The following is a 25,250-nucleotide window of genomic DNA, read 5'->3' on the forward strand; positions in this document are numbered from 1 at the left end:
ATTGCCTCCGAAGTTTGTAATCACTTCCTATCCGTTTCTAACAGATAAGCTATTTTAATTCTACCATTTCTATAGAAAATCGCAACTATAATGTTCTTAAAAAACTATTAATAATGTCGGAAAATTCCTTTAAGAAAATATCATTCTGTTCCTTGGTTCCCACACTTATTCTGATACAGTCATGAAGTATCGGATCATTGGAAAAGTCCCGAATTAATATACCCCTTTTTTCAAGCTCCTTACTTATTATGCCTGCCTCAGGTACCTTGATAAGTATATAATTTGCAAAAGAAGGATAAATATATACATCCTTTATCTTTCTAAGACTATCCTCCAAATTACCCCTCTGTTCAATCAAATAAAGTATCTTATCCTGCATTTCTTTCTGTTCCTCAAATACCATTTTGGCTATTAGCTGAGTCAATGAGCTTACATTATAAGTGGGCCGTATTTTATTTATCTCATTTGCAATCTCAGGTCCGCTTATCGAATAGCCGCACCTTGCTCCGGCAAGAAGATATGCTTTAGAAAAAGTACGCAGTACAACAAGGTTCTCATACTTCTTTACAAAAGATACTGCGCTCTGGGTGCAAAATTCGGCATATGCTTCATCCACAACAATAATTGAATTGCTGCATTCTTTCACTATTCTTTCAATATCCTCAAGAGAAATCATTCCGCCTGTAGGGTTGTTGGGGTTGCAGAGGAAAACCACCTTGGCTCTTTCCCTATTTACAGTGTCAATAAACTCATCGACAGCAAACAAAAAATCCCTGTCCTTATCAAGGGGTACTTCCACCGGGACGCCACCTGCTATCAGAGTATTTATTTTATACATTGAGAACGTAGGCCAGGGATATACCACCTTTTCACCATTCCCCACAAACACCGTTATTATCAGTTGAATAAGCTGATTGGAGCCGGTGCCCACAACAATCTCATCCGAATCAACATTCCAATACTTAGCAAGAGTCTTTCTAAGTTCAGTAGACTCGTTGTCAGGATATATATTCAAGCCCGGTCCGTTTTTTAAGTAATCCTCCAGTCTCTTGCTGATACTCGCTGGAAGCTCAAAGGGACTTTCATTTGCGTCAAGCTTTATCCTGTATGGAATCTGATGGGAAACATATGGCACCAATTTTTGCAGTTCAGGTCTTACCAAATCTTTGATCATTGTATATACCCCCCTTTATTTGTCCTGTAAATTCCTTTATTTATTTCAATATAGGCTGTTTCTTATTCTCTCTGATTGTCTTGAAACCTTACCCTTATAGCATTTGCATGGGCACCCAATCCTTCGGATTCGGCAAAAAGTATGACATCGTCTTTAACCTTTGCAAGAGCATCCTTTGAGTAGGAAATAATACTGCTCTTCTTCATGAAATCCGATAGATTAAGGGGCGAGAAGAACCTTGCTGTGCCACTTGTCGGAAGCACATGGTTAGGTCCTGCAAAATAATCCCCTAAAGACTCTGTAGAATAGTTGCCAAGGAATATTGCTCCCGCGTTCTTTATATTTCCCAGCGCGGCAAAGGGATCTTTTATGCAAAGCTCCAAGTGTTCCGGCGCAATTCTGTTAACCACCGCCGCAGCATCCTTCAGGCTTTCAACAATAATTATAGCTCCATAGTCAGCTACTGACTTTCTGGCTATCTCCTTCCTTTCCAAAGCCTCAAGTTGCACCTCCAGCTCCCTTTGAACCTCTTTTGCAATAATCTCTGAGGTTGTAACCAGAATGGAGGAAGCCAGGGCATCATGCTCTGCTTGGGATAAAAGGTCTGCCGCCACAAACACCGGATTTGCCGTCTCATCGGCAACTACCGTGATCTCGCTGGGACCTGCAATCATATCGATATCGCAATAGCCGTATACTGTTCTCTTCGCCATTGCCACATATATGTTTCCCGGTCCTACAATCTTATCCACCTTCGGGATTGTCTCTGTTCCAAATGCCAAGGCAGCAATAGCCTGGGCCCCGCCTACTTTATATATTTCGTCAACCCCCGCCTCATTGGCCGCTACCAGTATGGCAGGGTTTATCTTTTCATCCTTTCCCGGAGGTGTGGTAATTACGACTTTACTTACGCCAGCTACCTTTGCAGGCATTACACACATGAGGACCGAAGAAGGATAGGCAGCTGTTCCCCCGGGAACATACACACCTACAACTTCTAAAGGTGTATACATCTGCCCGACAATTACTCCTTCAGTATCGGTGGAAAACCAAGACTTCTCCTTCTGCTTTTCATGAAAATCCCGGATATTGTCCCTCGACTTTTTTATCACCTCAACAAGCTTTGGGTCAACCTTGGTGTACGCCTCTTTTATTTCCTCTTCCGTAACTCTTAATTTATCGGAAGTCAACTCAACCTTATCAAACATAGCGGTATATTCCAGCACGGCTTTGTCTCCATTTCGCCGAACATTTCCCACTATATCCTCTACGCGATCCAAAACATCCCCATGCTCTAGCTGACTTCTTGACGCTAGGCTTTCAAATATGTCGCTATTTTTGTTATCTCTCAAATCAATAATTTCTACCAACGGTATCACCTCTTTTCCAATTCCCTTCGTATTCCCTCGATTATTGCGTTGATTCTTTCACTTTCCATCTTCATACTTACCCTGTTTACCACAAGTCTCGCACTTATATCCGCTATAGTGTCCAGTACAACAAGCCCGTTTTCCTTTAAGGTTCTGCCACTCTCCACAAGATCCACTATTACCTCGGAAAGCCCCACTAAAGGCGCAAGTTCAATGGACCCGTTTAACTTTATAACCTCAATGGATTCTCTTCTTTTGTGCTCAAAATACTCCCTTGCTATCCTGGGATATTTTGTGGCAACTCTTTTATTTGTGAGCTGGTCAAGCTTTCCCTGAAGCTCCGCCGGGCCTGCCACCACCATCCTGCAAGCAGCAAACCCAAGGTTTAATACTTCATAAAGGTGCCTTCCCTCCTCAAGAAGCGTATCCTTTCCCACAATACCTATATCTGCTGCTCCGTACTCTACATATGTAGGCACATCGCTGGGCTTTGCAAGAAAGAATTTGATTTTGCTTTTTTCATCGCTTAAAATCAATTTTCTGGATGAATTTTTAAGCTCCGTGCAATCTATTCCTATGGCTTCAAACAGCTCTACCGACATATCGGTCAGCCTACCTTTTGAAAGCGCTATCGTTAGATATCTCATACCCTACCTCCTGACTATATCTTTAAAAGCTCACTGACGGTCACCTTTGAAACCTCACCCTTTTCCAAGTTGTGAACCTCAATATTCTCATCGTCCAGAACATTGAGTATACCGCCAATGCCCTTTGAGGATGCATAGCTCTTGATCTTTCCAAAGTCACAGCCGCCGGTAATATCCATCTCTATCACAAGCCCCTGATTTCTTAAAGTTTCACAGATTCTAAAGGCGGTCTTTCTTCCTTCCTCCTTGCAGCAAACCAAGGTGTCAACACCAGGTTTTTCAATCTCAATTTTCTGCCTATCGAGAGCCATCATTATCATGTTTATACCCAAGGAGAAACCTGTGGCGGGACTTTTCTTCCCGAATTTCTCCACCAGTCGGTCATACCTTCCTCCGCTCAGTATAGGGAATCCCACTCCATATGTAAACCCTCTGAAAATCGTACCGGAGTAATAATTAAGGCTTTGCACCATCCCCAGGTCCACCGAAACATATTTGGAAATCCCATAATCATCAAGAATCTTAAGTACACTTCTTAGATTGTTTAGGGCATCTATAGAACGTTGGTTTATAGGATACTTCTCCACCCTGTCAATAACGTCGGTAGAACCGAACAATTTAGGAAGGCTCAAGATTAGCTCCTTTAAGTCGTCTCTAATACTCTGCTTTTGGACCAATTCTTCGATTCCCAAAAAGTCTTTTTTGTCAATCAGTATTCGCATTTTCTCTGTTTCTTCATCAGAAAGGCCTGTTTCCTCCATGAGCCCCTTAAAAAACTCCACCTGACCTATATCAATCTGGAAATTTTCCAGCCCGGCAGCCTTTACTGCATCTATTGCCGTCGCAATCACCTCAGCATCTGCCTCGGGAGTATTTACACCGATTATCTCAATTCCCGCCTGGGTAAACTCCTTTTGCTTTCCGCCCCCCAACTCGTTGTACTTAAACGTGTTGCCTATATAGGAAAGTCTCAGTGGATAAGCAGCATCCCTATACTTAGTAGCTGCAACCCTAGCAATCGGTATTGTCATATCCGGCCTCAGCACCAGAATCCTTCCCTGCTGGTCAAAAAATTTGAACATTGTTTCCTGCGGCATAATATTTTCTTCTGTAGAAAAAACGTCATAAAACTCCACCATTGGAGTCTCAACCTCGTAGTATCCGCGGCTTCTAAACACATTTCTCATCTTTTCTTCCAGGTTTTTTTTGAAAAAACACTCGTTTGAAAGTATATCCTGAATGCCTTCAGGAGTATATATTTTCCATTTAGCCAATTCCAGCACCTCGCTTTTTCACTTTACTATACTAAAGTTATAAAGTGATGAATTAAGTTAATTATAAAGAAAGTTTTGGAATTTGTCAACAAAAAAATTGCTGCGGCAGGATCAACTCCACCGCAGCTTTTTGGATTCTATCAAATTTCTAAGTAATCCACTCTACTTTATTTCTATCTCATATCCGTCTTTTTCTATATCACAATCTTCACATGTACCAACAACATAAGCTTTCAAATACACTGCTTTTTTGATAACATCCTCAAAACTTTCCACATCAAGCTCCTCAGTAAACTCCACCGTCTTGCCTGCATCAATTACCGTCTCCGTCTGCGCAAATATAAACATCTTGTCAGCAGACCATGTATAAATTATTTCTTTATTTTCATCCAACAATTTGAAGTCAAACTTTTGTCCTGATGTATGGTTGATTGTTATTGGTTTATTGGATGTATTTTTTATTGCAAGTTTCATTGCAAACGCTTTTTTGCCTTTTTCATAGCTCGGTACTATTACAAGCTTATCGTCTTTTTCTTCCTTGAGCTTCAAAGAATATCCTTCTTTATTTATTTCAAAGTCCTCGCTGTTTCCTACTATCTGCGCTATAAAATAATACACTTTATCACTGATTTCCCCATAGGTTTTCCCGTCTATCTCCTCGGAAAACTCCACTATCTTGCCAGAAGGAATCGTTGTCTGTGTCAGTGCCATAGTAAAGCCTCTTCCTTCGGACCATCTGTATATTTCCTCCTTTTTATCATCCAGCAACACGAAATCATACTTTTGACCGGATGAGTGTTCAATCACAACTTCCTGCTCGCTGTTATTTCTGATTGTCAGCATCATTTTATACCCATCTTTGTGTTTTATAAGTGAAGGAGTTATCTCAACAGCGTCTTTAGGCTGTTCAACCATTTCGTCAACCGCTTCCTTCAAAGCTTCCATTAATTTGTCCAGCACTATCATGGCTTCCGCTCTTGTGGTAGATCCCTTAGGATCAAATTTTCCATTGCCCCGTCCTTTGACAAATCCAAGTTTAAATGCATACTTTACTGACTTTTTATACTGTTTCTGGATACTTGCTTCATCATCAAAATAATTGTCCTCTCCATCAAATTCATCTGAAATAATATTAAGCTTATATTTATATGTGTTTATAAGATAATGCACCATTTCCTCACGAGTTATGAGATCATTGGGTCTGAACTTGCCTCTGTCATCAACTATGTTTAATGACGCCAGATCATAAAGGGCCGAAGCATACCAATCTTCGTTTTTCACATCATTGTAAAACTCACTGATGTCCGGGGCTTTAAAATAGTTGATTGTAATTTGTGATGCCTTGTGCAAAGATACAACAAATTCCGATCTTCTCATCTGTGCATCGGGCAAAAACAAACCATTGCCAAAACCCTTAACAATTCCTAAACTCGCCATTTTTTCGATTGCACTTTTTGCCCAGTGTCTCGAAATGTCTGAAAAATCTGCTTTGCTCACATCTTTCCCATCTTCGCCGTATCCTCCGTTCGCCATTACCGGTACACTTACCATCATAATGCTCAATACCAGAATGATTGCCAACGTTCTTTTCATCCTTATTACCTCCTCTTAAATTTTAGGATAATTAATACTGTTTGTATCCATATTTTTCTGTTTAAATATTAGACGCAATCATATCTGACTTTGTTCGAGCAATATGAAAAAAATTAAAAATTTTATTAATTCAGTTTTGTCAAATTTGCATAGCTTTCCATTAGCCTCTTCATACCTTTTCCTTTAAAGTGTATTTCCAGCTTGAAATCATCGCCATCCTTCTCCCTCTGTGTGATGATTCCTTCTCCAAACAGCTTATGCCTCACCTGGTCACCCACCTTTAGCTCTGCATTTGGCGCTGCCGTCTTTTGAGGACCCTTAAAACTTACCGTATTAAAGCTTACAGACGGATTAAAGCCCTTATTTACTGCATCGGTCTTTTTAGCCTCTGTCTTACCGGATGTCTTTTCCACAGCCTTTTCTTTATCGGTACCGGACTCAAACAGATTTCCAGGAATTTCTTTGATGAATCTTGAAACTCTGTTGTAGGTAGTATTTCCAAACAGTGTACGACTGAAGGTACTTGTCATATAAAGGTTTTCCCTAGCCCTTGTTATGCCAACGTAGCACAGCCTTCTTTCCTCCTCGAGCTCCGTTTCGCTGGTCATTGACCTATAACCCGGGAAAATACCTTCTTCCATCCCCACCAAAAAAACCACAGGGAATTCCAGCCCCTTTGCGCTGTGAAGAGTCATTAGAGCAACATATTCACTATCCTCATCCATAGTATCAATATCTGACACCAAGGATACATGGGCAAGAAAATCCGTAAGGCTCTTTTCTTCATTTTCATTTTCAAATTCCATTGCAACGGACAATAACTCTTTCATATTTTCTATTCTGCCCTGGGCCTCTATAGTATTCTCTTCCTCATAGGCCTTTAGAATGCCTGTCCTCTCAATTACCTCCCCAATCATTTCCGATGCAGTCATCACCATACTCTGAGCTCGTAGGCTGTTTATCAGGGAAACAAATTTCTCAAGCTTTGCTGATGCCCTAATAAGCTCGGGGATTTCCGCCGCCGATGAAATAATTGAGAAAATGCTAACTCCTCTTTCATTGGCCAATTTCTCGGCATTATCCACCGTTGTATTCCCAATACCTCTTTTCGGTTCGTTTATTATTCTCTTTAAGCTTATGTTGTCTGCAGGATTCTGAATAACACGAAGATAAGCAATGACATCCTTTATTTCCTTTCTGTCATAGAACTTCAATCCTCCAAATATTTTGTAGCTTATTCCTTCCTTCATGAGCACATCCTCAACAACACGAGACATGGCATTTATACGATAGAGTATGGCAAAATCCTTATAAGACCTGTTCTTCTCAGTGCAAAGCCTCTTTATCTCGCTCGCTACAAAATACGCCTCTTCATGCTCATTTAAACACTCCAGATACTTAATTCCGTCGCCTTCTTTATTATCTGTCCAGAGGCTCTTATTTTTTCTTCCTAAGTTGTTTTTAATGACATGGTTGGCTGCATCAAGAATAGTCTGAGTTGAACGGTAGTTTTGCTCAAGCTTTATTACCTTTGCATCCTTAAACTCTTTCTCGAAGTCCAGAATATTTCTTATATTGGCACCTCTCCACCCGTAGATGGACTGGTCATCATCCCCCACAACACAAAGATTTCTATATCCCTGGGCCAAAAGGCTTACAAGGGAATACTGGGCTGTGTTGGTATCCTGATATTCGTCCACCAGTATATATCTGAATTTTCTCTGATAATAATCAAGCACATTAGGGTTATCCACAAAAAGCTTTATCGTCAGCATTATAATATCATCAAAATCCAGCGCATTATTCTGCTTAAGCTTCTTTTGATAGAGCTCATAAACCCGGGCAACTTTCTCCATCCTGAAATCCCCGGAATACATTTTTAAGTAAGAATCGGGAGTAATAAGCTCATCCTTGGCTCTCCCAATCATTTCCAATATAGATTTCGGAGGATAGTTTTTCTCATTGAGGTTTAGCTCTTTAAGACAGTCCTTTACAACATTCTGCTGATCCGTATAATCGAATATTACAAAGCTCTTATCATAATCTATTTTTTCTATGTCCCTTCTTAGTATTCTCACACACATGGAATGAAAGGTACTTACCCATATACTGTTACCGACATCTTCAACAAGCCGATCTATTCTTTCCCTCATTTCTTTTGCAGCCTTGTTGGTAAAAGTTATCGCAAGAATATTGGCGGGATGTACATTCTTTTCTTGAATCAGGTAAGCAATCCTGTGCGTAAGCACCTTTGTCTTTCCGCTTCCTGCGCCGGCCAAAACAAGCAATGGTCCGTCAATATGCAATACCGCTTCCTTCTGTTCTTTATTTAAATCCTTTAATAAATCCATATATCGTCCTCTCCAATAAAAAACGCAAATTTAAATGCCGAGACATTAGCCTCGGCATTTTTATTATAGTAGAAAACCCATTATATATCAAACATATATTTTATCATTCACAATTGATGAATCAGAACTCCGGTTCAATTAGTCCATAATTCCCATCTTTTCTCCTATATACAACATTCGCTTCAAGAGTTTCTGCATTGGAGAACATAAAGAATTCATGTCCTAAAAGATTCATTTGTAAAACAGCTTCTTCAACTGTCATGGGCTTTATAGCAAATTTCTTTGTCCTTACGATTTCAAATTTAGGTTCTTCTTCAGCGTCATCATCAAAATTAAAGTTCTCAAACCTCAAACTGCCATCGTGGACTTTCTTTTCAAGTTTAGTCTTGTTTCTTCTTATCTGTCTTTCGAGACTGTCTACGACCTTGTCGATAGAAGCATACATATCTTGATTGTCTTCTTCGGCTCTCAGTAGTCCTCCTTCGAAAGGTATTGTAACCTCCACTATATGTCTGTTCTTTTGTACGCTCATGGTGATATGAGCCTCAGCATCTCGGCGGAAGTACTTGTCCAGTTTTCCGACTTTTTTTATAGCCATTTCTTTTAAAGCTTCAGTTACAACAATGTTTTTTCCAGTAACTTTGAATTTCATATATGCATACAGCCCCTTTCCGTCAATAACAAGTATTGTACAATCTCATTTAAGTACAAATACCTGTCTTGCTATTATTAATAGTTTTACCCAGAAAATTATCTCCAAAACACGACTTTGACTTAAAAATCAAAAACCCACCCCCATTTACTAAAATTGACTAGTTCAAATCATGTCACAAATCATGTTTTCCCATACTTTTCTGTGTTTTCGGGTAAAAATATTAATAATATATTAATTCGACGTTAAGTAAAATATTCCTTCAAAATAATTATAAACAAGCAAATAGGTATTTTACAACCTAACAGTATCTAATTTCCCACATAAGTGCTTAAGCTCGAAAGCCTGCGAACCAATACAGAAAGCTGTATTCAAATGTTTTTCCACAATTATATCACATTTGACCCACAAAACATCTGTTTTGTGCACATAAACCCTGTGGATAATGTGGACAATTCTGTGAATAAGTAATATAGGCTGATTTTACCTGTGGATAAACCTGTTGTTATCTTTAGAAATCCTAACGTTTTATGTTAACACAATACCTTTCATAATATTCATCTGCCCTAAAAACTTTTAATGGGAAATAGCTATAAATATTGCTTTTGGAGGATTTTATTTCCATTAGTAATACCACTTTAATTTATATAGCACCATATCTCACAATGAAATCCATTATTATGTAACGTTAGTGAATTATTGTTTTTCGTTTTATTGATCAAAATTTGATTGCATACTCCTTCATTTTTTGTTGAAATTGCATATTGTTTAAATTCGCAGAATTTGTGATAATAAGATTGTGAGAGGGAAAGAAAATTATAGGGGTGTGATGTATAACACCGAACAATATACATCATCCAATTAACAATATAATATATTTAATTACGAATGCAATTACAACGTAGCAAAGAACTTAGAATCGATATAATAATATACACACTTAATATGTACACCGAATCATACAAACCAACGCTCTAATTTGACACCCGTCAAACGATAAAACATATTTAACATTACACCCTTTTCTCTTATATATAAAATATACATATAATAAAGCTTACTAAAAAACCGAAACTAAGTTTCGGTTTTTCGCTTTCTTAGCCTCTTGGAATGAAAGAGGCTAAAGAAAGGGCCTCAATGGCTCTAGCTTTTATTATAAGGCAAACATAATTTTATTAGGAAACTAAGCAATATAAAAAAGGAGTCGTGAAAACATCATGACTCCTTTTCTACTTTATAAATTAACCGTCTTTAATACCAAGACTTATTCTTTCAAACGTTTTTCAAGAGCATCCAGCTGCGCCAGCAATTCTTTTGGCAGCTTTTCTCCATATGATGCATAGTGCTCTCTTACTGACTCAACTTCACTGAGCCACTGTTCCTTATCAACTTTCAAGAGCTCTTCCATATCCTCTTTGCTTACATCAAGTCCGTTTGTATCGATAGCATCAACTGTAGGCATATATCCTATAGGAGTCTTCACTGCTGTACCCTTGCCGGAAACTCTTTCAACAATCCACTTGAGAACACGGCTGTTTTCACCGAATCCAGGCCACAACCATCTTCCGTCGCTGTCCTTGCGGAACCAGTTTACATAGAATATCTTCGGAAGCTTGCTATCATCAGTCTTAGTACCGATGTCAAGCCAGTGTTGGAGATAATCATTTACATTATAGCCTATGAAAGGAAGCATAGCGAATGGGTCACGACGTACCTGGCCGATTTTATTTGAAATTGCCGCAGCTGTAATTTCAGAACCCATGATCGAACCCATAAATACACCGTGGTTCCAGTCAAAGCTTTCATGAACCAACGGAATAGTGCTTGGACGACGTCCACCGATGAGAATAGCAGAAATCGGCACACCCTGAGGATCTTCCCATTCAGGAGCAATTACAGGACACTGACTTGCAGGTGCTGTAAAACGTCCGTTAGGATGTGCTGCTGGAGTCTCTGAACCTGGAGTCCAGTCATTGCCTTTCCAATCTATGAGGTGATCAGGTGCGTCAGTTCCAATACCTTCCCACCAAACATCACCATCGTCAGTTAATCCAACGTTTGTAAATATTGTATTCTTTTCGATTGAATGCATTGCATTTGGATTTGAATCCATGGATGTACCTGGAGCAACTCCAAAGAATCCTGCTTCAGGGTTGATAGCGTAGAGACGACCGTCCTTGCCAAACTTCATCCATGCAATGTCGTCACCGATTGTTTCAACTTTCCAGCCCGGAATTGTAGGAATAAGCATAGCCAGATTTGTTTTTCCGCAGGCACTTGGGAAAGCACCGGTAACATATGTTTTATTGCCCTCTGGGTCAGTTATGCGAAGGATGAGCATATGCTCAGCCAACCAACCTTCATCACGTGCCAAAACGGACGCGATACGAAGTGCAAAGCATTTCTTTCCTAAAAGCGCATTTCCACCATATCCGGATCCATAGGACCATATAGTCCTTTCTTCTGGGAAATGACTAATGTATTTTTTCTCTATTGGTGCACATGGCCAGTCTGAATCCTTTTGGCCCTCTTCCAATGGAGCTCCAACTGAGTGAAGACATGGTACAAATTCTCCGTCTTCTCCAAGCTGATCTAATACAGCTTTACCTATGCGTGTCATGATACGCATATTAACAACAACATAAGGACTGTCGGTCAATTCAATACCGATCTTGGAGATAGGTGAGCCGATAGGTCCCATGGAGAAAGGAATAACATACATTGTTCTTCCTTTCATGCAACCCTTGTACAATCCCTTCATAGTTGTCTTAAGTTCTTCCGGGTCAATCCAGTTGTTGGTAGGTCCTGCATCCTCTTTAGTCTTAGATGCAATAAAAGTTCTGTCTTCAACACGAGCAACATCGGATGGGTCGCTGCGGAAGAGATAACATCCCGGACGTTTTTCAGGATTTAAAGGTGTTGCTAAACCCGAATCTACCATCAGCTTTAATAGGCGGTCATTTTCTTCCTGTGAACCATCGCACCAATAAATTTGATCAGGCTGACACATTTCAGCCATTTCTTTTACCCAAGCCTGCAATTTCTTGTTTGATGTCATTAGAAATTCTCCTTCCAAAATAAAGTATTATTTATGCTATTGCATTTTGCAATATAAGTGAACCGAAATAATTTCGGTATTTTATGCTCTGTAACGAATTAGTTAATTTTTTCACTAACATCCTAACACAAAACCACCAAAATATCAACAAGTCTTTTGCCTTTTTATGCATGTTTTGATGAAGTATCAACCCTCCTGTTTTTATTCTAATAAAGGCGACAAATTCCTCACTTTTTTGCCTCAAAAAGTATGCGATGTTATACAACTATACATTGAGAGTATTATATTTGATAATTATTTTTATACATTTGCTTCTGTGATAGAATACCTATATATTGCGAAAAAGAATTTGTGATCCTTGTGAGAAACAGGTTAGATTGCAATAACATCCGACACAATGCCTAATTTTCTGCAGATGTGCAGATTTTGGGTTGATTTAATCTCGAATATTTTATAAAATTATAATAGGATGTACATATTGCATCAGTTAATTGGAACTTTGTGTCACTCAGGGTTTTTACTTATATTAATACATCTTTAGTTTGGTTAACAATTTTCAATAATATATTGAATAAATTATTTTTGGGGGGAAGATATTTTTATGAAAAAAGCAAAAATGATTTTTTCGCTGGTTGTTGCTTTCACGGTTCTGGCTGCTTTTTGTTTTTCACAGAATACAGCATCAACAGTAACCGCTGTTGACAGCAACAACGACGACTGGTTGCATTGTAAAGGCAACAAGATTTACGACATGTATGGAAACGAAGTCTGGCTGACAGGTGCCAACTGGTTTGGTTTTAACTGTAGTGAAAACTGTTTCCATGGTGCTTGGTATGACGTTAAGGGTATTCTAACAAGCGTTGCCGACAGAGGTATTAACTTTCTGAGAATACCAATTTCCACAGAGCTTCTGTACAGCTGGATGATTGGAAAGCCGAATCCGGTTTCCAGTGTAACTGCCAGCAATAATCCTCCGTATCATTGTGTTAACCCTGACTTTTACGATCCTGAAACCGACGATGTAAAAGACAGTATGGAAATCTTCGATATCATTATGGGATACTGTAAGGAACTTGGAATTAAGGTAATGGTAGATATACATAGCCCTGATGCCAACAACTCCGGACATAACTATGAGTTGTGGTACGGTAAGGATACCAGTACCTGCGGAGTAGTTACTACAAAAATGTGGATAGACACTTTGGTTTGGCTGGCCGATAAGTACAAAAACGATGATACATTATTGGCGCTTGACCTGAAAAACGAGCCTCACGGAAAGCGTGGCTATATGGATGAAGTACCTGAAATGCTTGCAAAGTGGGATAACTCTAAAGACGAAAACAACTGGAAATACGCTGCTGAAACTTGTGCAAAAGCAATTTTGGATGTAAATCCTCATTTGTTGATAATGATTGAAGGTGTTGAACAGTATCCTAAGACTGAAAAAGGCTATACCTATGATACACCGGATATCTGGGGTGCAGTAGGTGATGCTTCTCCGTGGTATGGTGCATGGTGGGGCGGAAACTTAAGAGGTGTTAAAGACTATCCTATTGATTTAGGTCCTTTGACCAGTCAGATAGTATACTCTCCGCACGACTACGGTCCGTCGGTATATGCTCAAACATGGTTTGATAAAGACTTCACAACTCAGACCTTGTTAGATGACTATTGGTATGACACTTGGGCATATATTAACGATCAGGGAATTGCACCACTACTCATAGGTGAGTGGGGAGGACATATGGATGGTGGCAAGAACCAAAAATGGATGACATTGCTAAGGGATTATATGATCGAGAACCGCATTCACCACACATTCTGGTGTATAAATCCAAACTCCGGTGATACCGGCGGATTAATCGGAAATGACTGGTCCACTTGGGACGAAGAGAAATACGGATTGTTAAAGCCTTCATTATGGCAGACCAAAGATGGCAAGTTTATCGGACTTGACCATAAAATTCCTCTTGGTTCCAACGGAATTTCATTGGGTGAATACTACGGAACACCACAAGTAACAGACGCTCCTGCAACACCGACTCCAAAGCCAACTTATTTACCGACTCCTACAATATCACCTAAACCGGGATTTACTTATGGTGATATTAATAGCGACGGTAATGTCAACTCAACAGACCTTACTACGTTAAAGAGAATATTGCTGAAGATTCCGGTATCAAATGCGAACCTGGACGCTGCAGATGTAAACAAGGACGGTAAGGTGACTTCAACAGACGCTACTATCCTAAAAAGGTATTTGCTTAAGGTAATTGATAAACTTCCATTTGTATCATAGTAATTGCAGTTTTGGTTAGATTGATAAATGAAATAAAGGTTGACTGCCGAACACATGGCAGTCAACCTTTTTAAATAAGCTACATTATTTGTCCTTCATTCCGGTATAAATTAGAATGGCATCCCTCAAGAACTTTGCAGTTCCCGGTTGTTCCTTATCATAATACTCAGTAAATCTCTCGTCCTCAACATACATTCTGGCAAGTCCGGCATGGGCTTCCTTGCTGTAGCTTCCCCATGAATAGCATAACCATTGGCGATGCAAGTCTGCAGCTTTTTGAGCGAGCTCGCCTGCGGGATTGCCCGTTGCAAAGGCTTGCTTTAATATCTCATTCAACTCAAGAGACAGCTTTTCCATCTCTTCATACTGCTCTTTCGTCATGTTTTTGAACTTTTTATAGGATTCATCGACCTGTCCATCTCCGTATTTAGCTCTGATCTCTTCTCCATACTTTTGCTCGTTCTCGTCGAGCATTTTCTGTTTAAAACCTTCAAATTTTTCCTTATCAGTCATTTCAGCTCTCCTTTCCGCAGCCGCAATTGTCTTACTCACATTTGCGATTAACAATTCCAACTGCTCTCTTTTTTGGAGGAGCTTTTCGCGATGCTCTATCAGTGCAGCAAGCGGGTCAAAAGAAGGTGACGTAATAATATCCTTAATGCAGTCAAGACCCACGCCCAATTCCCTGTAAAAAAGTATTTGCTGCAGAGTGTCAACTTCCTTCTGACCATATATCCTGTAGCCTGATGAATTTATTCTTGCCGGCTTAAGAATACCCAACTCATCATAATACCTAAGGGTACGGCCACTGACCCCAGCCAGAGATGCAAGCTTTTGCACTGTGTACTCCATGCTTTCACCTCCTCACAAGAATACTCTACACCTTTACGCTGCGTTAATGTCAATAACTTTTTTATGTTTTACACACCTTAATCTTTTCAATCCTTTTTTCGCTTACCTCTTCTACTTTGAATACAAGTCCGTTGAATTCTATTTGAGGTTTTTCATCGTCATTTGGAATTCTCCCCAACTGACTTATGACAAAACCGCTCAATGTGTCATATTCATCCTCAGGCAGCTGTGCGTCTACCCATTCGTTTAGAGTGTCAAGCCCGGCAGAACCATTAAACACATAAGTACTATCATCCAGCTTTTCAAAATCTTTTTCTTCTTCATCGTATTCATCAAATATATTACCTACAATCTCCTCAACAAGATCTTCCATAGTAACAATTCCCGCTGTTCCACCGTACTCATCAATAATAATTGCTATATGATTTTTGTTTTTCTGCAATTCAGCAAAAAGCTCGTCTGCCTTCTTTGACCAAGGAACATTATAAGGCTTTCTGCTAATCTTTTTCAAATCAAAGTTTTTAGTAGTATTCTCACTACCAATATATTTTATCAAATCTTTAACATGCAAGATTCCAACAATATTATCTATACTTTCTTCATACACCGGTATCCTCGTATATTTCTCTTCAATAAACAAAGTCATCACTTCATTAAGACTTGCATTGTCCGGAAGGGCTATAATATCAGTCCTGTGTGTCATAATATCCATGACAGTCTTATTGTCAAAATCAAAAATATTGTTAATCATTTCCTTTTCGGTTTCCTGTATGGCTCCTTTTTCCTCTCCTACGTCCACCATCATTCGAATCTCTTCTTCCGTAACCTCTTCTTCATCTGCATTAGGGTCAATACCAAACAGTCTTACCACCAAATTGGTTGACGCATTGAGAAACTTTACAACAGGATAAGTAACAACCGAAAGAAAATAGAGGGGTTTGGCAGCAAACATGGATATGGCTTCCTCTTCCTTCATTGCAAGCCTTTTAGGAACCAATTCACCTATTACAAGTGAGAAATATGACAGAATCACAGATATGAAAATCATTGATAAAGTTTTCAGCACTGCATCCGGAATAGGAGCACCCATCTGCTTTATAAAAGCTGCCAGTCTATCAGAAAAGCTCTCGGACGCAAAAGCACTCGATAGTGTTCCTCCAAGAGTAATACCGACTTGGATGGTGGCCAAAAACCTGCCCGGTTCGGATAATAGTTTTTTTAGCAATGCAATCTTCTTTTTGTTCTTTTCATCGCTCATCATTCTGAGCTTATTGTCATTTAATGATATCAGTGCAATCTCCGAAGCTGCAAAAAATCCATTCAGCACTATCAATAGTACTAAAACCAGAATCTCAACAAACAATTAAAATCATCCTCCACATTAATATAATTAGATTAAAAAAAAACATAATAAACCCATGCTACGGATTTACTATGGCCCCTTTGTAATTACCGATTTTTATATTGTCCATTTTTACAGTACCCTCTGATTTTAATAACAACCATAGTGCGTCGATGCTTTGTAAATCCGCCGGATAGTCATCCATTATCTTATCACCCCCAATTAAATCATAAATTTCTTACATTGATAATAAAATAAATTTACTATTTTCCAATTCAAATGTCAAGCAGATAGAAAGTCAAGGGAAACCATTTCCCTTGACTTAGCCTTTTATATCATCTCAATTTCACCAAATTTATTGCCCACCTCAATACGAATAATTCCATGTTCCGATACCTGCTCCATCTTTTCATTCAATACGGCAAGTCGCTCCGGTGATACTACAAAACGAATTGTCTTCTTTTGCCCGCATTCCAAAAAAACCTTTTCAAAGCCCAATAGCTGTTTCTTCGGTCCAGTGACCGTTCCGTACTGCCTGTAAACATACAATTGGGCAGTCACTTCACCCCACATATCGCCGGTATTTTTTACGTCTATACTGACTTCAAACTCCTGATTGCCATATACCCTTTCCGGATGACTCAAATTGGAATACTCAAAATCCGTATAGCTAAGTCCGAATCCAAATGGGTACAGGGGATCGTAAGCAGTATTTATCCTTGAATTGTAGACGCAGGGTAATTGAGAAATATCTCTCGGAAAAGATATGGGCAAACATCCCGAAGGATTGTAGTCCCCAAAAATAACATCGGCTATTGCACATCCTCCCTCAGTTCCCGGAAGACATGACCATAAAAGAGCATTTGTATTCTCTACAATCTGCGATATCAAAAGAGGCCTTCCGCTTATTAAGACTGTAACGATGGGTATATTGGTCTTGTGCAAAAGCTCCAGCATTTCAACCTGTTCATCAGGCAGTCTCAAATCCTTTGAATCCCCAAACCACTCTGCGTAAGGCTCCTCTCCGGCAACAAAAATACATACTTGCGAAGCTCTTGCAGCTTCGATTATTTTTTCTTTTTCAGTGTAATTATCAATAAACTGTATCTTTGTCCCTTTCGAAACCTTGCTTGAAATAGAGTCAAGAATAGTATCTCCCCCGGTGAGCTGTTCCTCAGAGGCTCCCTGCCACAGCATAGTCCATCCGCCGCAAAGATGCCTTCTGCATGCAGCTGCTTCCCCTACGACAAGAATTGAATCCACGTCCTTTGAAAGAGGAAGAACCTTTTCTTCATTCTTCAATAATACTATGGACTGTCTTGCAGCCATTCGTGCCGCATCCCTTGCTTCATCGGATATAATTATACTATTGGCTTTTGCCTCATCAATTGGTCTCTTATCAGCCAAGTTGTATTTAATCTTCGCTTTCAGTATTCTTTCAACTGCTTCATCTATACGACTTAAGGGTATCCTGCTATTTTCAACATTACGCTCAATAATATCGGCATATTTCAAATCAACAGGCACCATTATAATATCAATGCCGTTGTTTATCGTCTTTACCACAGCGTCTTCGACCGTCCTGCAAATCTTATGATAATTGTATAATTTGTGTACATCTCCCCAGTCGGTAGTTATAATTCCTTCAAATCCAAGCTCTCCTCGCAAAATATCATTAATCAGCCAATCGGAAACAAGGACTGGAACACCATTCACCTCTACACTGCTAAGCATTACCACTTCTACACCGGCTTCTACCGCAGCCTTAAATGGCAACAGGTGTATTTCCCTCAAGGTTCTCTCCGAAATATCCACCGGACTTCGATCTTTACCGTTAAAGGAACTGCCGCAGGCAATGTAATGTTTGGCACAGGCCATTACCCGAGAAGATTCTTGAGTCCCTTCAACGAAGCTTTTTGCCATTTGGGCCGAAAGATAAGGGTCTTCACCCAATGTCTCATAGGTTCTGCCCCACCTTGGATCTCTTGCGATATCAAGTCCCGGTGCATAGTTCAAATCAACTCCAACGGCCGCCAACTGCTTTGCCGTAATTTCCGCTTCAACCCTCGCCACATGAGGATTCCATGTTGCTGCAATTGCAAGGTTATGGGGAAAAACAGTACCATTATATATAAAGTTAAAGCCGTGGACCGCGTCCAATCCGTAGATTATAGGTATCTTAAGCCTGGTTCTGGAGCTATATTCTTTGATGGTGCCAATCAGCTCGATCCATCCCTCAACCGTACTTCTAGGAGCTGCAGAACCACCGCTCATAACTGATCCTATATTATAGTCAACCAACACTTTTTTCAGGGCATCATGGTTTAGATTATTTTCGATTCTAAGCCATTCCTCTTCACTCAGCTCATCGTCCCAGGGCTCTTGCATTAGTCTGTGGGTTTCGATTTGAATAATCTGACCGATCTTTTCCCGAAGGGTCATCTTTGACATGAGCTCCTCAACTTGCTTTTGCACATTATCCATTTTGTACACCCCTTAAAATCATCGAATAAAAACAAATATCTGTATAATTATTATTCTATAGGGTATTTAAGCCCCCACTCTTTTCTTAGTGCGTCCAGAATCCTCATGATTTCCAAGCTCTCGTCCAAAGGCATAATATCGCTCTCAAGCTTTCCTTCCTTAAGACATCTGTTTACTTCCTGGGCCTGGTAGTTCAACCCGTTGGATACAAAAGGGATTCTCACAACCTTCTCCTCCTGCCCATGTAATTGAATTGAAAATTCGGTTGGACGTGAAAAATTTGGAATCTTTATATATCCTTCTGTCCCGCAAATTACACCGTCATGGGGTATGTCAACACTATATGAAGAGGCCATCATTGCCACTTTCCCGTATTCGTATTCAAACATATAGGCCGCATGTTCATCAACCTTTGAGCTGTCTATATACCCAAAGGTTTTTATGTTGACAGGAGACTTTTTGAAAACAAGTCTGGAAAAGGAAACAGGGTACACCCCCAAATCCAGCAATGCTCCCCCTGCCAGGTTTGGATCAAAGTAGTATTTCGGCGCATTTCGCCCCTTTGCTCTAAATCCGAAATCGGCTCTCAATAGACCGATATCTCCTATTACATTTTCCGAAAGCACGCGGTTTAGCTCAACTATGCACGGCAAAAACCTTGTCCACATTGCTTCCATCAAAAAAACTTTATTCTCTCTTGCCGCTTTAATTAAATCTTCAGCCTGTTTTGAATTAACTGTGAAAGGCTTTTCGCACAGGACGGGCTTCTTATTTTCCAGGCAAAGGAGGGTGTGTTCATAGTGATAGTTATGTGTGGTGGCTACATATATGACATCCACAGATTCATCTTTTACAAGATCGAGATAGTTTTCATAGTAACGCTCAACATTATAAATTTCGGCAAATTCAGCAGCCCTTCCCGGAGTCTTTGACGCAACAGCTGCCAATTCTGCATCGGGCACATATTGCAAACTTTCTGCAAAAGTCCTTGCAATTCTTCCACAACCTAATATTCCCCATCTTATTTTCTTCTCCATAATCATATCCTGCCTTTTATTTTTTATATTTATCCTAACAACTATCTTAATTGAAGTGATTATTTTCAAAACGCCTTTCGGCCTGCTTTGGAAGTGTATTTAGCTACTATTTACAGTCTTCAATTTTATTATAAATTTATTCTAAACAAGTATATCCAATTTGTCAACAGAGGTGAAAGCTCCAAAGCGTTGGCTATTGGGACTTCCCGCCTCTTGTCCCAACTTTTTATTGACTTAATTTTCATTTTGTATTATCATATTTTAAAGTATGGTATCAGATACCATTGGCTCAATTTGCAGAGCATTTTACTCTAATTGAGGTGGCCTGCGTTTAAATCGCGGATGGGTCACCGAGTTATTTTATTTTTTGAATTAATTAAGGATAAAAAGCAATTAGTTTGCTAAGAATAAAATGGATTTTATGGTGTTGTTACACTAGGAGGAATGTAATAAATGCATTGGTCGGATGAAGTTGCTAAGAAGCTTATTAGCTTACACCCTGATAAGGAAGAGTTTGTACTGGCTGCAGGAACAAGCCCTTCAGGGACAGTCCATATAGGTAATTTTAGGGATGCTGTTACCGTTTACTTTGTTGCAAAAGCTCTTAGGAGTCAGGGAAAAAAGACGGTTTTGCTTTTGTCGTGGGATGACTACGACCGTTTCAGAAAAGTCCCTAAGAACCTTCCCGAGGACAAAATCAAAGAATATGAAAACTATATCGGTCTACCCTATTCTGCAGTGCCTGACCCCTTTGGTTGTCATGCTTCCTATGCAGAACACTACGAGAAGGAATATGAAGAATCCCTTAAAAAGATCGGTCTTGAATTCGATATAATCAGATATCAATCCAAGGAGTATATGAGCGGAAGGTATAAAGACGGGATAATAACAGCGCTGAAAAACAGAAAAGAAATATATGATATAATGCAGGAGTTTAAGACACAGGAGTATTCTGCTGAGGAAAGGGAGAATTTCTATCCTCTGTCTATATATTGTGATAAATGCGGAAAGGATACTACGAAAATCACCGAATTATCCTCCGATTGCAATGTTGTGGGCTATAGCTGCAAATGCGGAAATGTCTCAACTGTGAATATTTCCGAACAGGGCAACAGCAAGCTTCCATGGAAGGTTGACTGGCCTATGAGATGGACGTATGAAGGTGTCGACTTTGAGCCCGGCGGAAAGGATCATGCATCACCTCAGGGAAGCTATCAGGTGTCCAGAATAATTGCCAAAAAGATTTATAATATTTATGAGCCACTGTTCCAGGGCTATGAGTTTATTGGAATAAAAGGCTTGACAGGAAAAATGTCCGGTTCTTCGGGCTTGAATATAAATCTCGAAGAATTGCTAAAGATATATCCTCCGGAAATCATCTGGTGGATTTATGCCAAAAAGACTCCTAACGAAGCTTTTGATATAAGCCTTGGAGATGATGTACCGCGAATTTACGGTGAATTTGACAGAGTTTATGAAAACTATTATAAGAATGATGAAAGTTTAGATGAAATCACCAAAAGTACGCTGGATATTATATTAGACGGAAGCCCTAAAAAGGTTAATCCTCCTTTTAGTATCCTATTGACTTTATACTCAATTTCCAACGGCAAAATTGATATGATAGAAGAAATGTTTACAAAAATCGGCATGAGCTTTAAAGCTGAAGAGCTCAAAGAAAGGCTCGATAAAGTTGCTTACTGGCTACAAAAGTACGCACCGAATATGCTGATGAAGTTAAATACATCCCCGGATTTCGAATATTTTGAAACTCTGGATGATGAAGTAAAAGGTTGGGTCAAAGCTTTTTGTGATTTAATCAAAATTAAGATGGATTCCGAGGAATTGACTACTCAGCTTTATGCTATTCCTAAAAAGGAATCGGCAGACAATAAGGAAAACAAGAAGAATCAGTTGTTATTCTTCAAAACCATGTATCGTTTGCTGATTGGAGAAGATAAAGGACCAATGCTCTCAACATTGATCCTGGCTGTAGGTTCCGAGAATATTCTGCCCATAGTTGAGCCTTTAGTGGCAGGAAACACAAATAATTGATTATCAGAATAAATGAATCCTTGAAACACTATATTGCCAAGTGTTTCAAGGATTTTTTATTACCCTCTTGGGTTTTTCACTTCGAAGGCAAAGGGGCTCTATGCCCCTTTTTTATTGCTAATTCTTCCATAATGGCATTTCTACAATTACCTTGAACAAATCTCCATCTATCTGTATATCAAACTTTCCTCTCTGCAGAGTAGTCAAACTTTGAGCAATAGACAATCCCAGGCCCGAGCCTTCCGTCGTTCTGGACTCATCGCCTCTCACAAATCTTTCCGTCAATCGTTCTGAAGGTATATCCAGAGGAAACGCCGATATATTTTTTATAATCAATACTCCGTCAGTTTGACTTTTTGTTATATTGATATAAACTCTTGAATTTCGCATGGAGTATTTCAAAACATTTGACATAAGATTTTCTATTATTCGCCACATATGCTTTCCATCAGCCAGCACAAATACATTTTTCTCCTCCGCATTAATTCGAATATCGAGCCCTGCTTTTGCGGTTTTCTCTTGGTATTCTCCACACGCCTGCATAATAAGTTCATGCATATCCACCTTTTCAAAATTGACTGCCATGTTTCCGCTGGACGCTTTGCTTGCCTCCACCAAATCCTCAATAAGCACCTTAAGCCTTGCGGATTTTTCCTCAAGAATACCGATGTATTCCTTTGATTTCTTGCTTCCCACCTCTTCTTTTTTCAGCAAATCAACATAATTTATTATAGAGGTCAAGGGTGTCTTTAGGTCATGGGATACATTGGTTATTAGCTCAGTCTTCATGCGTTCACCCTTTATTGCTTCGTCAACGGCCTTTTTCAATCCTCCCTGGATATTACAAATATTTTCCACGAAAGCAGCAAACGCAGGGGACATTTTATCGGTGTTCATTTCATAGTCAAGATTGCCCTGGGATATCTGTTTGGTTCCCTCCATAATTGTTGAGAGGGACCTCAATGCGCCGGCAGTAGAAGCAAAAGCCAATGCATTCAGAGATACCAGTAAAAAAATCGAAATTACCCCCATAGTTCTATAGTAGTAATGGGAAAGTGCCTGAATAAATATTGCAAATAAAATGCTGTTTATAACTGAATAAACAAGAAGCAATATCAATATCCATGCTTTAAAAATTTTACCATTAAAGCATCCCTTAATGAAGGCTTTAATTTTTTCTAAAATAATTATAAAAAGAATATTGCTTGACAAATTTCCCCTCTTTGTCTGCCGTATCAGGGATAATGAATAGGATAGCGAAGATATAAAGGTCAAACTTAGTACAACAGCCAAAACCAGTGTAACTCTAGACACATTATGATAGTAGTCATCCAAAGCTCTCTCAAAAACAAATGCACATATGCAAATCAAAATTGTAACCCCTACTGTGTGTATATCTAAATACACTTTGTCTATAAAGGGCAAAGATTCGCTTTCTTCCTTTCCTTCCCTCCAAATCCCTCGCCAAGCGCCAATGAAAATGTATGCTAAACATGCTATCATCAGTATAAAGCTTGATATCAATAAAACTATTGCAAATATTATTAAGGATTTTACTCTATTATAGAGAACATAATCATCGTAGAATTCGTCTCCCGGTTTCAATGGCTCTATAACTGCGGCATGAATTTCATAGTCCGTTCCTTTCATTATTTTCATTATATAATTGGCATCATATAATTTTTGATTATATACAAGGCCCCGGTCTATATATGTATATGTACGTTGCTTTTTCAGTAATTCAACTGGTTTCTCATCTTCTATATTTGTAATAACTTCTCCTGTTTGTTTATTTCGGATGTAATAGCCGAAGTTTAATGTGGTGGAAATTTTTTGGGTAGAATTATATAACGCACTTAATTTATCGCAAATTATATTCTGATCGGTTTCAGTAGCAATAATATCCTTTTCGGTTTTTACATCTTTTAGCCAAATATAATATTCCACAATGCTTGCAACACTACTGTTAAAATTGGATAAATACTTGGGATAGCTGTAATAGTCCTCACATATGACAATCTGATCATTTTTTATCAGGAAACCGCTGCTTCCACACACACTTAAAAAACTCAGCCATGCGAGGAAAAAAGCAAGCATCTTTGTTTTATTTGAATATTTAATACTTTTCCATTTTATATCCAATGCCCCACACCACCTTTAGATATTTTGGTTCTTTCGGATTTATTTCTATCTTCTCCCTTATGCGACGAATGTGCACAGCAACTGTGTTTTCCGATAAACACGCCGGTTCCTTCCATACATTTTCATATATCTGATCTATCGAAAACACTTTACCCGCATTTTTCAGGAGAAATAGCACAATACCGTACTCCGTCGCTGTTAACTTCACTAAATCCCCATCAATTCTCAACTCTTTGGCCTCTACATCAAGCTCCAACCCTCCGGTTTTCAATATTCCTCTCTTTTGTTCCGCTCCTCCGAGCTGAGTGTACCGCCGCATCTGTGACTTTACTCTTGCAATAAGCTCCAATGGATTGAAGGGCTTTGTCACGTAGTCATCAGCACCGAAGTTAAGCCCTATAATCTTGTCTGTATCCTCAGACTTTGCAGACAAGATTATTATGGGTATATTTAGCTCTTCGCGGATTTTTATGGTTGCAGATAATCCATCCAATTCCGGCATCATCACATCCATTATTACCAAATGGATTTTTTCTTCCTCCAAAGCCTTCAATGCCTGCTTTCCCGTATATGCTTTGACAACATCGTATCCCTCCTGTTTCAAGTAAATTTCCACTGCCTCTACTATAGCTTTGTCATCATCGCATACTAGAATATTGAATTTCTCCATATGTATCGGCCCCCAATACTTTTCTGTAATAATGCATCTTAATATCACCTGCCTTTTTATTTATATAATAGCAGGCAAACCTTACAAAACTTTTCATAAAATTCTTAAACTTTTCTTAAGATTAATCTATATCTTAGAAAACATCAAGCATAAACTATAGGGTTCAAACATAATTGCACGTAAAAAAGCTCGGGACATCGAGTCCCTTCGCTTTTGACTCTTTCATTTTACTCCAAGAGGCTAAATAAAA

General features: G+C 39.2%; 17 protein-coding genes. 2 read left to right on the forward strand and 15 right to left on the reverse strand.

Features of this window, described 5'->3' with window-relative positions:
- Positions 1-85: 85 nt before the first annotated feature.
- From hisC to EFD62_RS13960, 8 genes are all read right to left on the reverse strand, one after another.
- Positions 86-1,174, reverse strand: coding sequence for a histidinol-phosphate transaminase (gene hisC, locus EFD62_RS13925; protein WP_128706302.1), 1,089 nt, complete (start codon positions 1,172-1,174; stop codon positions 86-88).
- A 62-nt stretch (positions 1,175-1,236) separates the two neighbouring features.
- A complete protein-coding gene (gene hisD / locus EFD62_RS13930; protein WP_069195031.1) occupies positions 1,237-2,544 on the reverse strand; it encodes a histidinol dehydrogenase in 1,308 nt (435 codons plus the stop codon).
- A 5-nt stretch (positions 2,545-2,549) separates the two neighbouring features.
- On the reverse strand, positions 2,550-3,191 hold the full coding sequence (hisG, locus tag EFD62_RS13935; RefSeq protein WP_069195032.1) for an ATP phosphoribosyltransferase: 642 nt from the start codon (positions 3,189-3,191) through the stop codon (positions 2,550-2,552).
- Positions 3,192-3,205: 14 nt separating this feature from the next.
- Positions 3,206-4,465 (reverse strand): ATP phosphoribosyltransferase regulatory subunit, encoded by a 1,260-nt coding sequence (hisZ, locus tag EFD62_RS13940; protein WP_069196352.1) that lies wholly within the window; start codon positions 4,463-4,465, stop codon positions 3,206-3,208.
- Between the two features lie 162 nt (positions 4,466-4,627).
- On the reverse strand, positions 4,628-6,058 hold the full coding sequence (locus tag EFD62_RS13945) for a BsuPI-related putative proteinase inhibitor (RefSeq protein ID WP_083225180.1): 1,431 nt from the start codon (positions 6,056-6,058) through the stop codon (positions 4,628-4,630).
- Positions 6,059-6,183: 125 nt separating this feature from the next.
- Positions 6,184-8,409, reverse strand: coding sequence for a DNA helicase PcrA (gene pcrA / locus EFD62_RS13950; protein ID WP_128706303.1), 2,226 nt, complete (start codon positions 8,407-8,409; stop codon positions 6,184-6,186).
- 121 nt (positions 8,410-8,530) lie between these two features.
- Positions 8,531-9,061, reverse strand: a complete 531-nt coding sequence (gene hpf / locus EFD62_RS13955; RefSeq protein WP_069195034.1) for a ribosome hibernation-promoting factor, HPF/YfiA family — start codon at positions 9,059-9,061, stop codon at positions 8,531-8,533.
- 1,264 nt (positions 9,062-10,325) lie between these two features.
- A complete protein-coding gene (locus EFD62_RS13960; RefSeq protein WP_069195035.1) occupies positions 10,326-12,119 on the reverse strand; it encodes a phosphoenolpyruvate carboxykinase (GTP) in 1,794 nt (597 codons plus the stop codon).
- A 601-nt stretch (positions 12,120-12,720) separates the two neighbouring features.
- Here EFD62_RS13960 and EFD62_RS13965 point away from each other — a divergent pair.
- Positions 12,721-14,418: a cellulase family glycosylhydrolase gene (locus tag EFD62_RS13965; RefSeq protein WP_128706304.1), complete on the forward strand. Its 1,698-nt coding sequence runs from the start codon at positions 12,721-12,723 to the stop codon at positions 14,416-14,418.
- Between the two features lie 84 nt (positions 14,419-14,502).
- On the opposite strand, the gene EFD62_RS13970 is transcribed toward EFD62_RS13965, so the two are convergent.
- The 5 genes from EFD62_RS13970 to EFD62_RS13985 form a co-directional block, all read right to left on the reverse strand.
- Entirely contained in the window at positions 14,503-15,270 is a 768-nt protein-coding gene (locus EFD62_RS13970) for a MerR family transcriptional regulator (protein WP_069195037.1), read from the reverse strand.
- Positions 15,271-15,331: 61 nt separating this feature from the next.
- A complete protein-coding gene (locus EFD62_RS13975) occupies positions 15,332-16,633 on the reverse strand; it encodes a hemolysin family protein (RefSeq protein ID WP_128706305.1) in 1,302 nt (433 codons plus the stop codon).
- A gap of 58 nt (positions 16,634-16,691) precedes the next feature.
- Positions 16,692-16,817 (reverse strand): hypothetical protein, encoded by a 126-nt coding sequence (locus EFD62_RS18235; RefSeq protein WP_268919986.1) that lies wholly within the window; start codon positions 16,815-16,817, stop codon positions 16,692-16,694.
- A 125-nt stretch (positions 16,818-16,942) separates the two neighbouring features.
- Complete coding sequence (locus EFD62_RS13980; RefSeq protein WP_069195039.1) at positions 16,943-19,096, reverse strand: glycoside hydrolase family 3 N-terminal domain-containing protein; 2,154 nt, start codon at positions 19,094-19,096, stop codon at positions 16,943-16,945.
- A 50-nt stretch (positions 19,097-19,146) separates the two neighbouring features.
- Positions 19,147-20,133, reverse strand: a complete 987-nt coding sequence (locus tag EFD62_RS13985; RefSeq protein WP_128706306.1) for a Gfo/Idh/MocA family protein — start codon at positions 20,131-20,133, stop codon at positions 19,147-19,149.
- Positions 20,134-20,586: 453 nt separating this feature from the next.
- Between EFD62_RS13985 and lysS the strand changes: the two genes are divergently transcribed.
- Positions 20,587-22,188, forward strand: a complete 1,602-nt coding sequence (gene lysS / locus EFD62_RS13990; protein ID WP_069195040.1) for a lysine--tRNA ligase — start codon at positions 20,587-20,589, stop codon at positions 22,186-22,188.
- A gap of 117 nt (positions 22,189-22,305) precedes the next feature.
- Here the strand turns inward: lysS and EFD62_RS13995 are convergent, their stop codons facing one another.
- Entirely contained in the window at positions 22,306-24,330 is a 2,025-nt protein-coding gene (locus EFD62_RS13995) for a sensor histidine kinase (RefSeq protein ID WP_128706307.1), read from the reverse strand.
- Entirely contained in the window at positions 24,305-25,000 is a 696-nt protein-coding gene (locus EFD62_RS14000) for a response regulator transcription factor (protein ID WP_069195042.1), read from the reverse strand. The genes EFD62_RS13995 and EFD62_RS14000 overlap by 26 nt, the downstream gene beginning before the upstream one ends.
- Positions 25,001-25,250: the final 250 nt, after the last annotated feature.

This window comes from Acetivibrio mesophilus (assembly GCF_004102745.1).
In the GTDB taxonomy this organism is placed as follows: domain Bacteria; phylum Bacillota; class Clostridia; order Acetivibrionales; family Acetivibrionaceae; genus Hungateiclostridium; species Hungateiclostridium mesophilum.

Excerpts from the sequence above, each read along its gene's own strand:
- EFD62_RS18235 (WP_268919986.1), bottom strand. The coding sequence starts at position 16,817 with ATGGATGACTATCCGGCGGATTTACAAAGCATCGACGCACTATGGTTG.
- pcrA (WP_128706303.1), bottom strand. The coding sequence starts at position 8,409 with ATGGATTTATTAAAGGATTTAAATAAAGAACAGAAGGAAGCGGTATTG.
- EFD62_RS14000 (WP_069195042.1), bottom strand. The coding sequence starts at position 25,000 with ATGGAGAAATTCAATATTCTAGTATGCGATGATGACAAAGCTATAGTA.
- hisC (WP_128706302.1), bottom strand. The coding sequence starts at position 1,174 with ATGATCAAAGATTTGGTAAGACCTGAACTGCAAAAATTGGTGCCATAT.
- EFD62_RS13970 (WP_069195037.1), bottom strand. The coding sequence starts at position 15,270 with ATGGAGTACACAGTGCAAAAGCTTGCATCTCTGGCTGGGGTCAGTGGC.
- lysS (WP_069195040.1), top strand. The coding sequence starts at position 20,587 with ATGCATTGGTCGGATGAAGTTGCTAAGAAGCTTATTAGCTTACACCCT.
- hpf (WP_069195034.1), bottom strand. The coding sequence starts at position 9,061 with ATGAAATTCAAAGTTACTGGAAAAAACATTGTTGTAACTGAAGCTTTA.
- EFD62_RS13980 (WP_069195039.1), bottom strand. The coding sequence starts at position 19,096 with ATGGATAATGTGCAAAAGCAAGTTGAGGAGCTCATGTCAAAGATGACC.
- EFD62_RS13965 (WP_128706304.1), top strand. The coding sequence starts at position 12,721 with ATGAAAAAAGCAAAAATGATTTTTTCGCTGGTTGTTGCTTTCACGGTT.
- hisG (WP_069195032.1), bottom strand. The coding sequence starts at position 3,191 with ATGAGATATCTAACGATAGCGCTTTCAAAAGGTAGGCTGACCGATATG.
- EFD62_RS13985 (WP_128706306.1), bottom strand. The coding sequence starts at position 20,133 with ATGGAGAAGAAAATAAGATGGGGAATATTAGGTTGTGGAAGAATTGCA.
- EFD62_RS13945 (WP_083225180.1), bottom strand. The coding sequence starts at position 6,058 with ATGAAAAGAACGTTGGCAATCATTCTGGTATTGAGCATTATGATGGTA.
- EFD62_RS13960 (WP_069195035.1), bottom strand. The coding sequence starts at position 12,119 with ATGACATCAAACAAGAAATTGCAGGCTTGGGTAAAAGAAATGGCTGAA.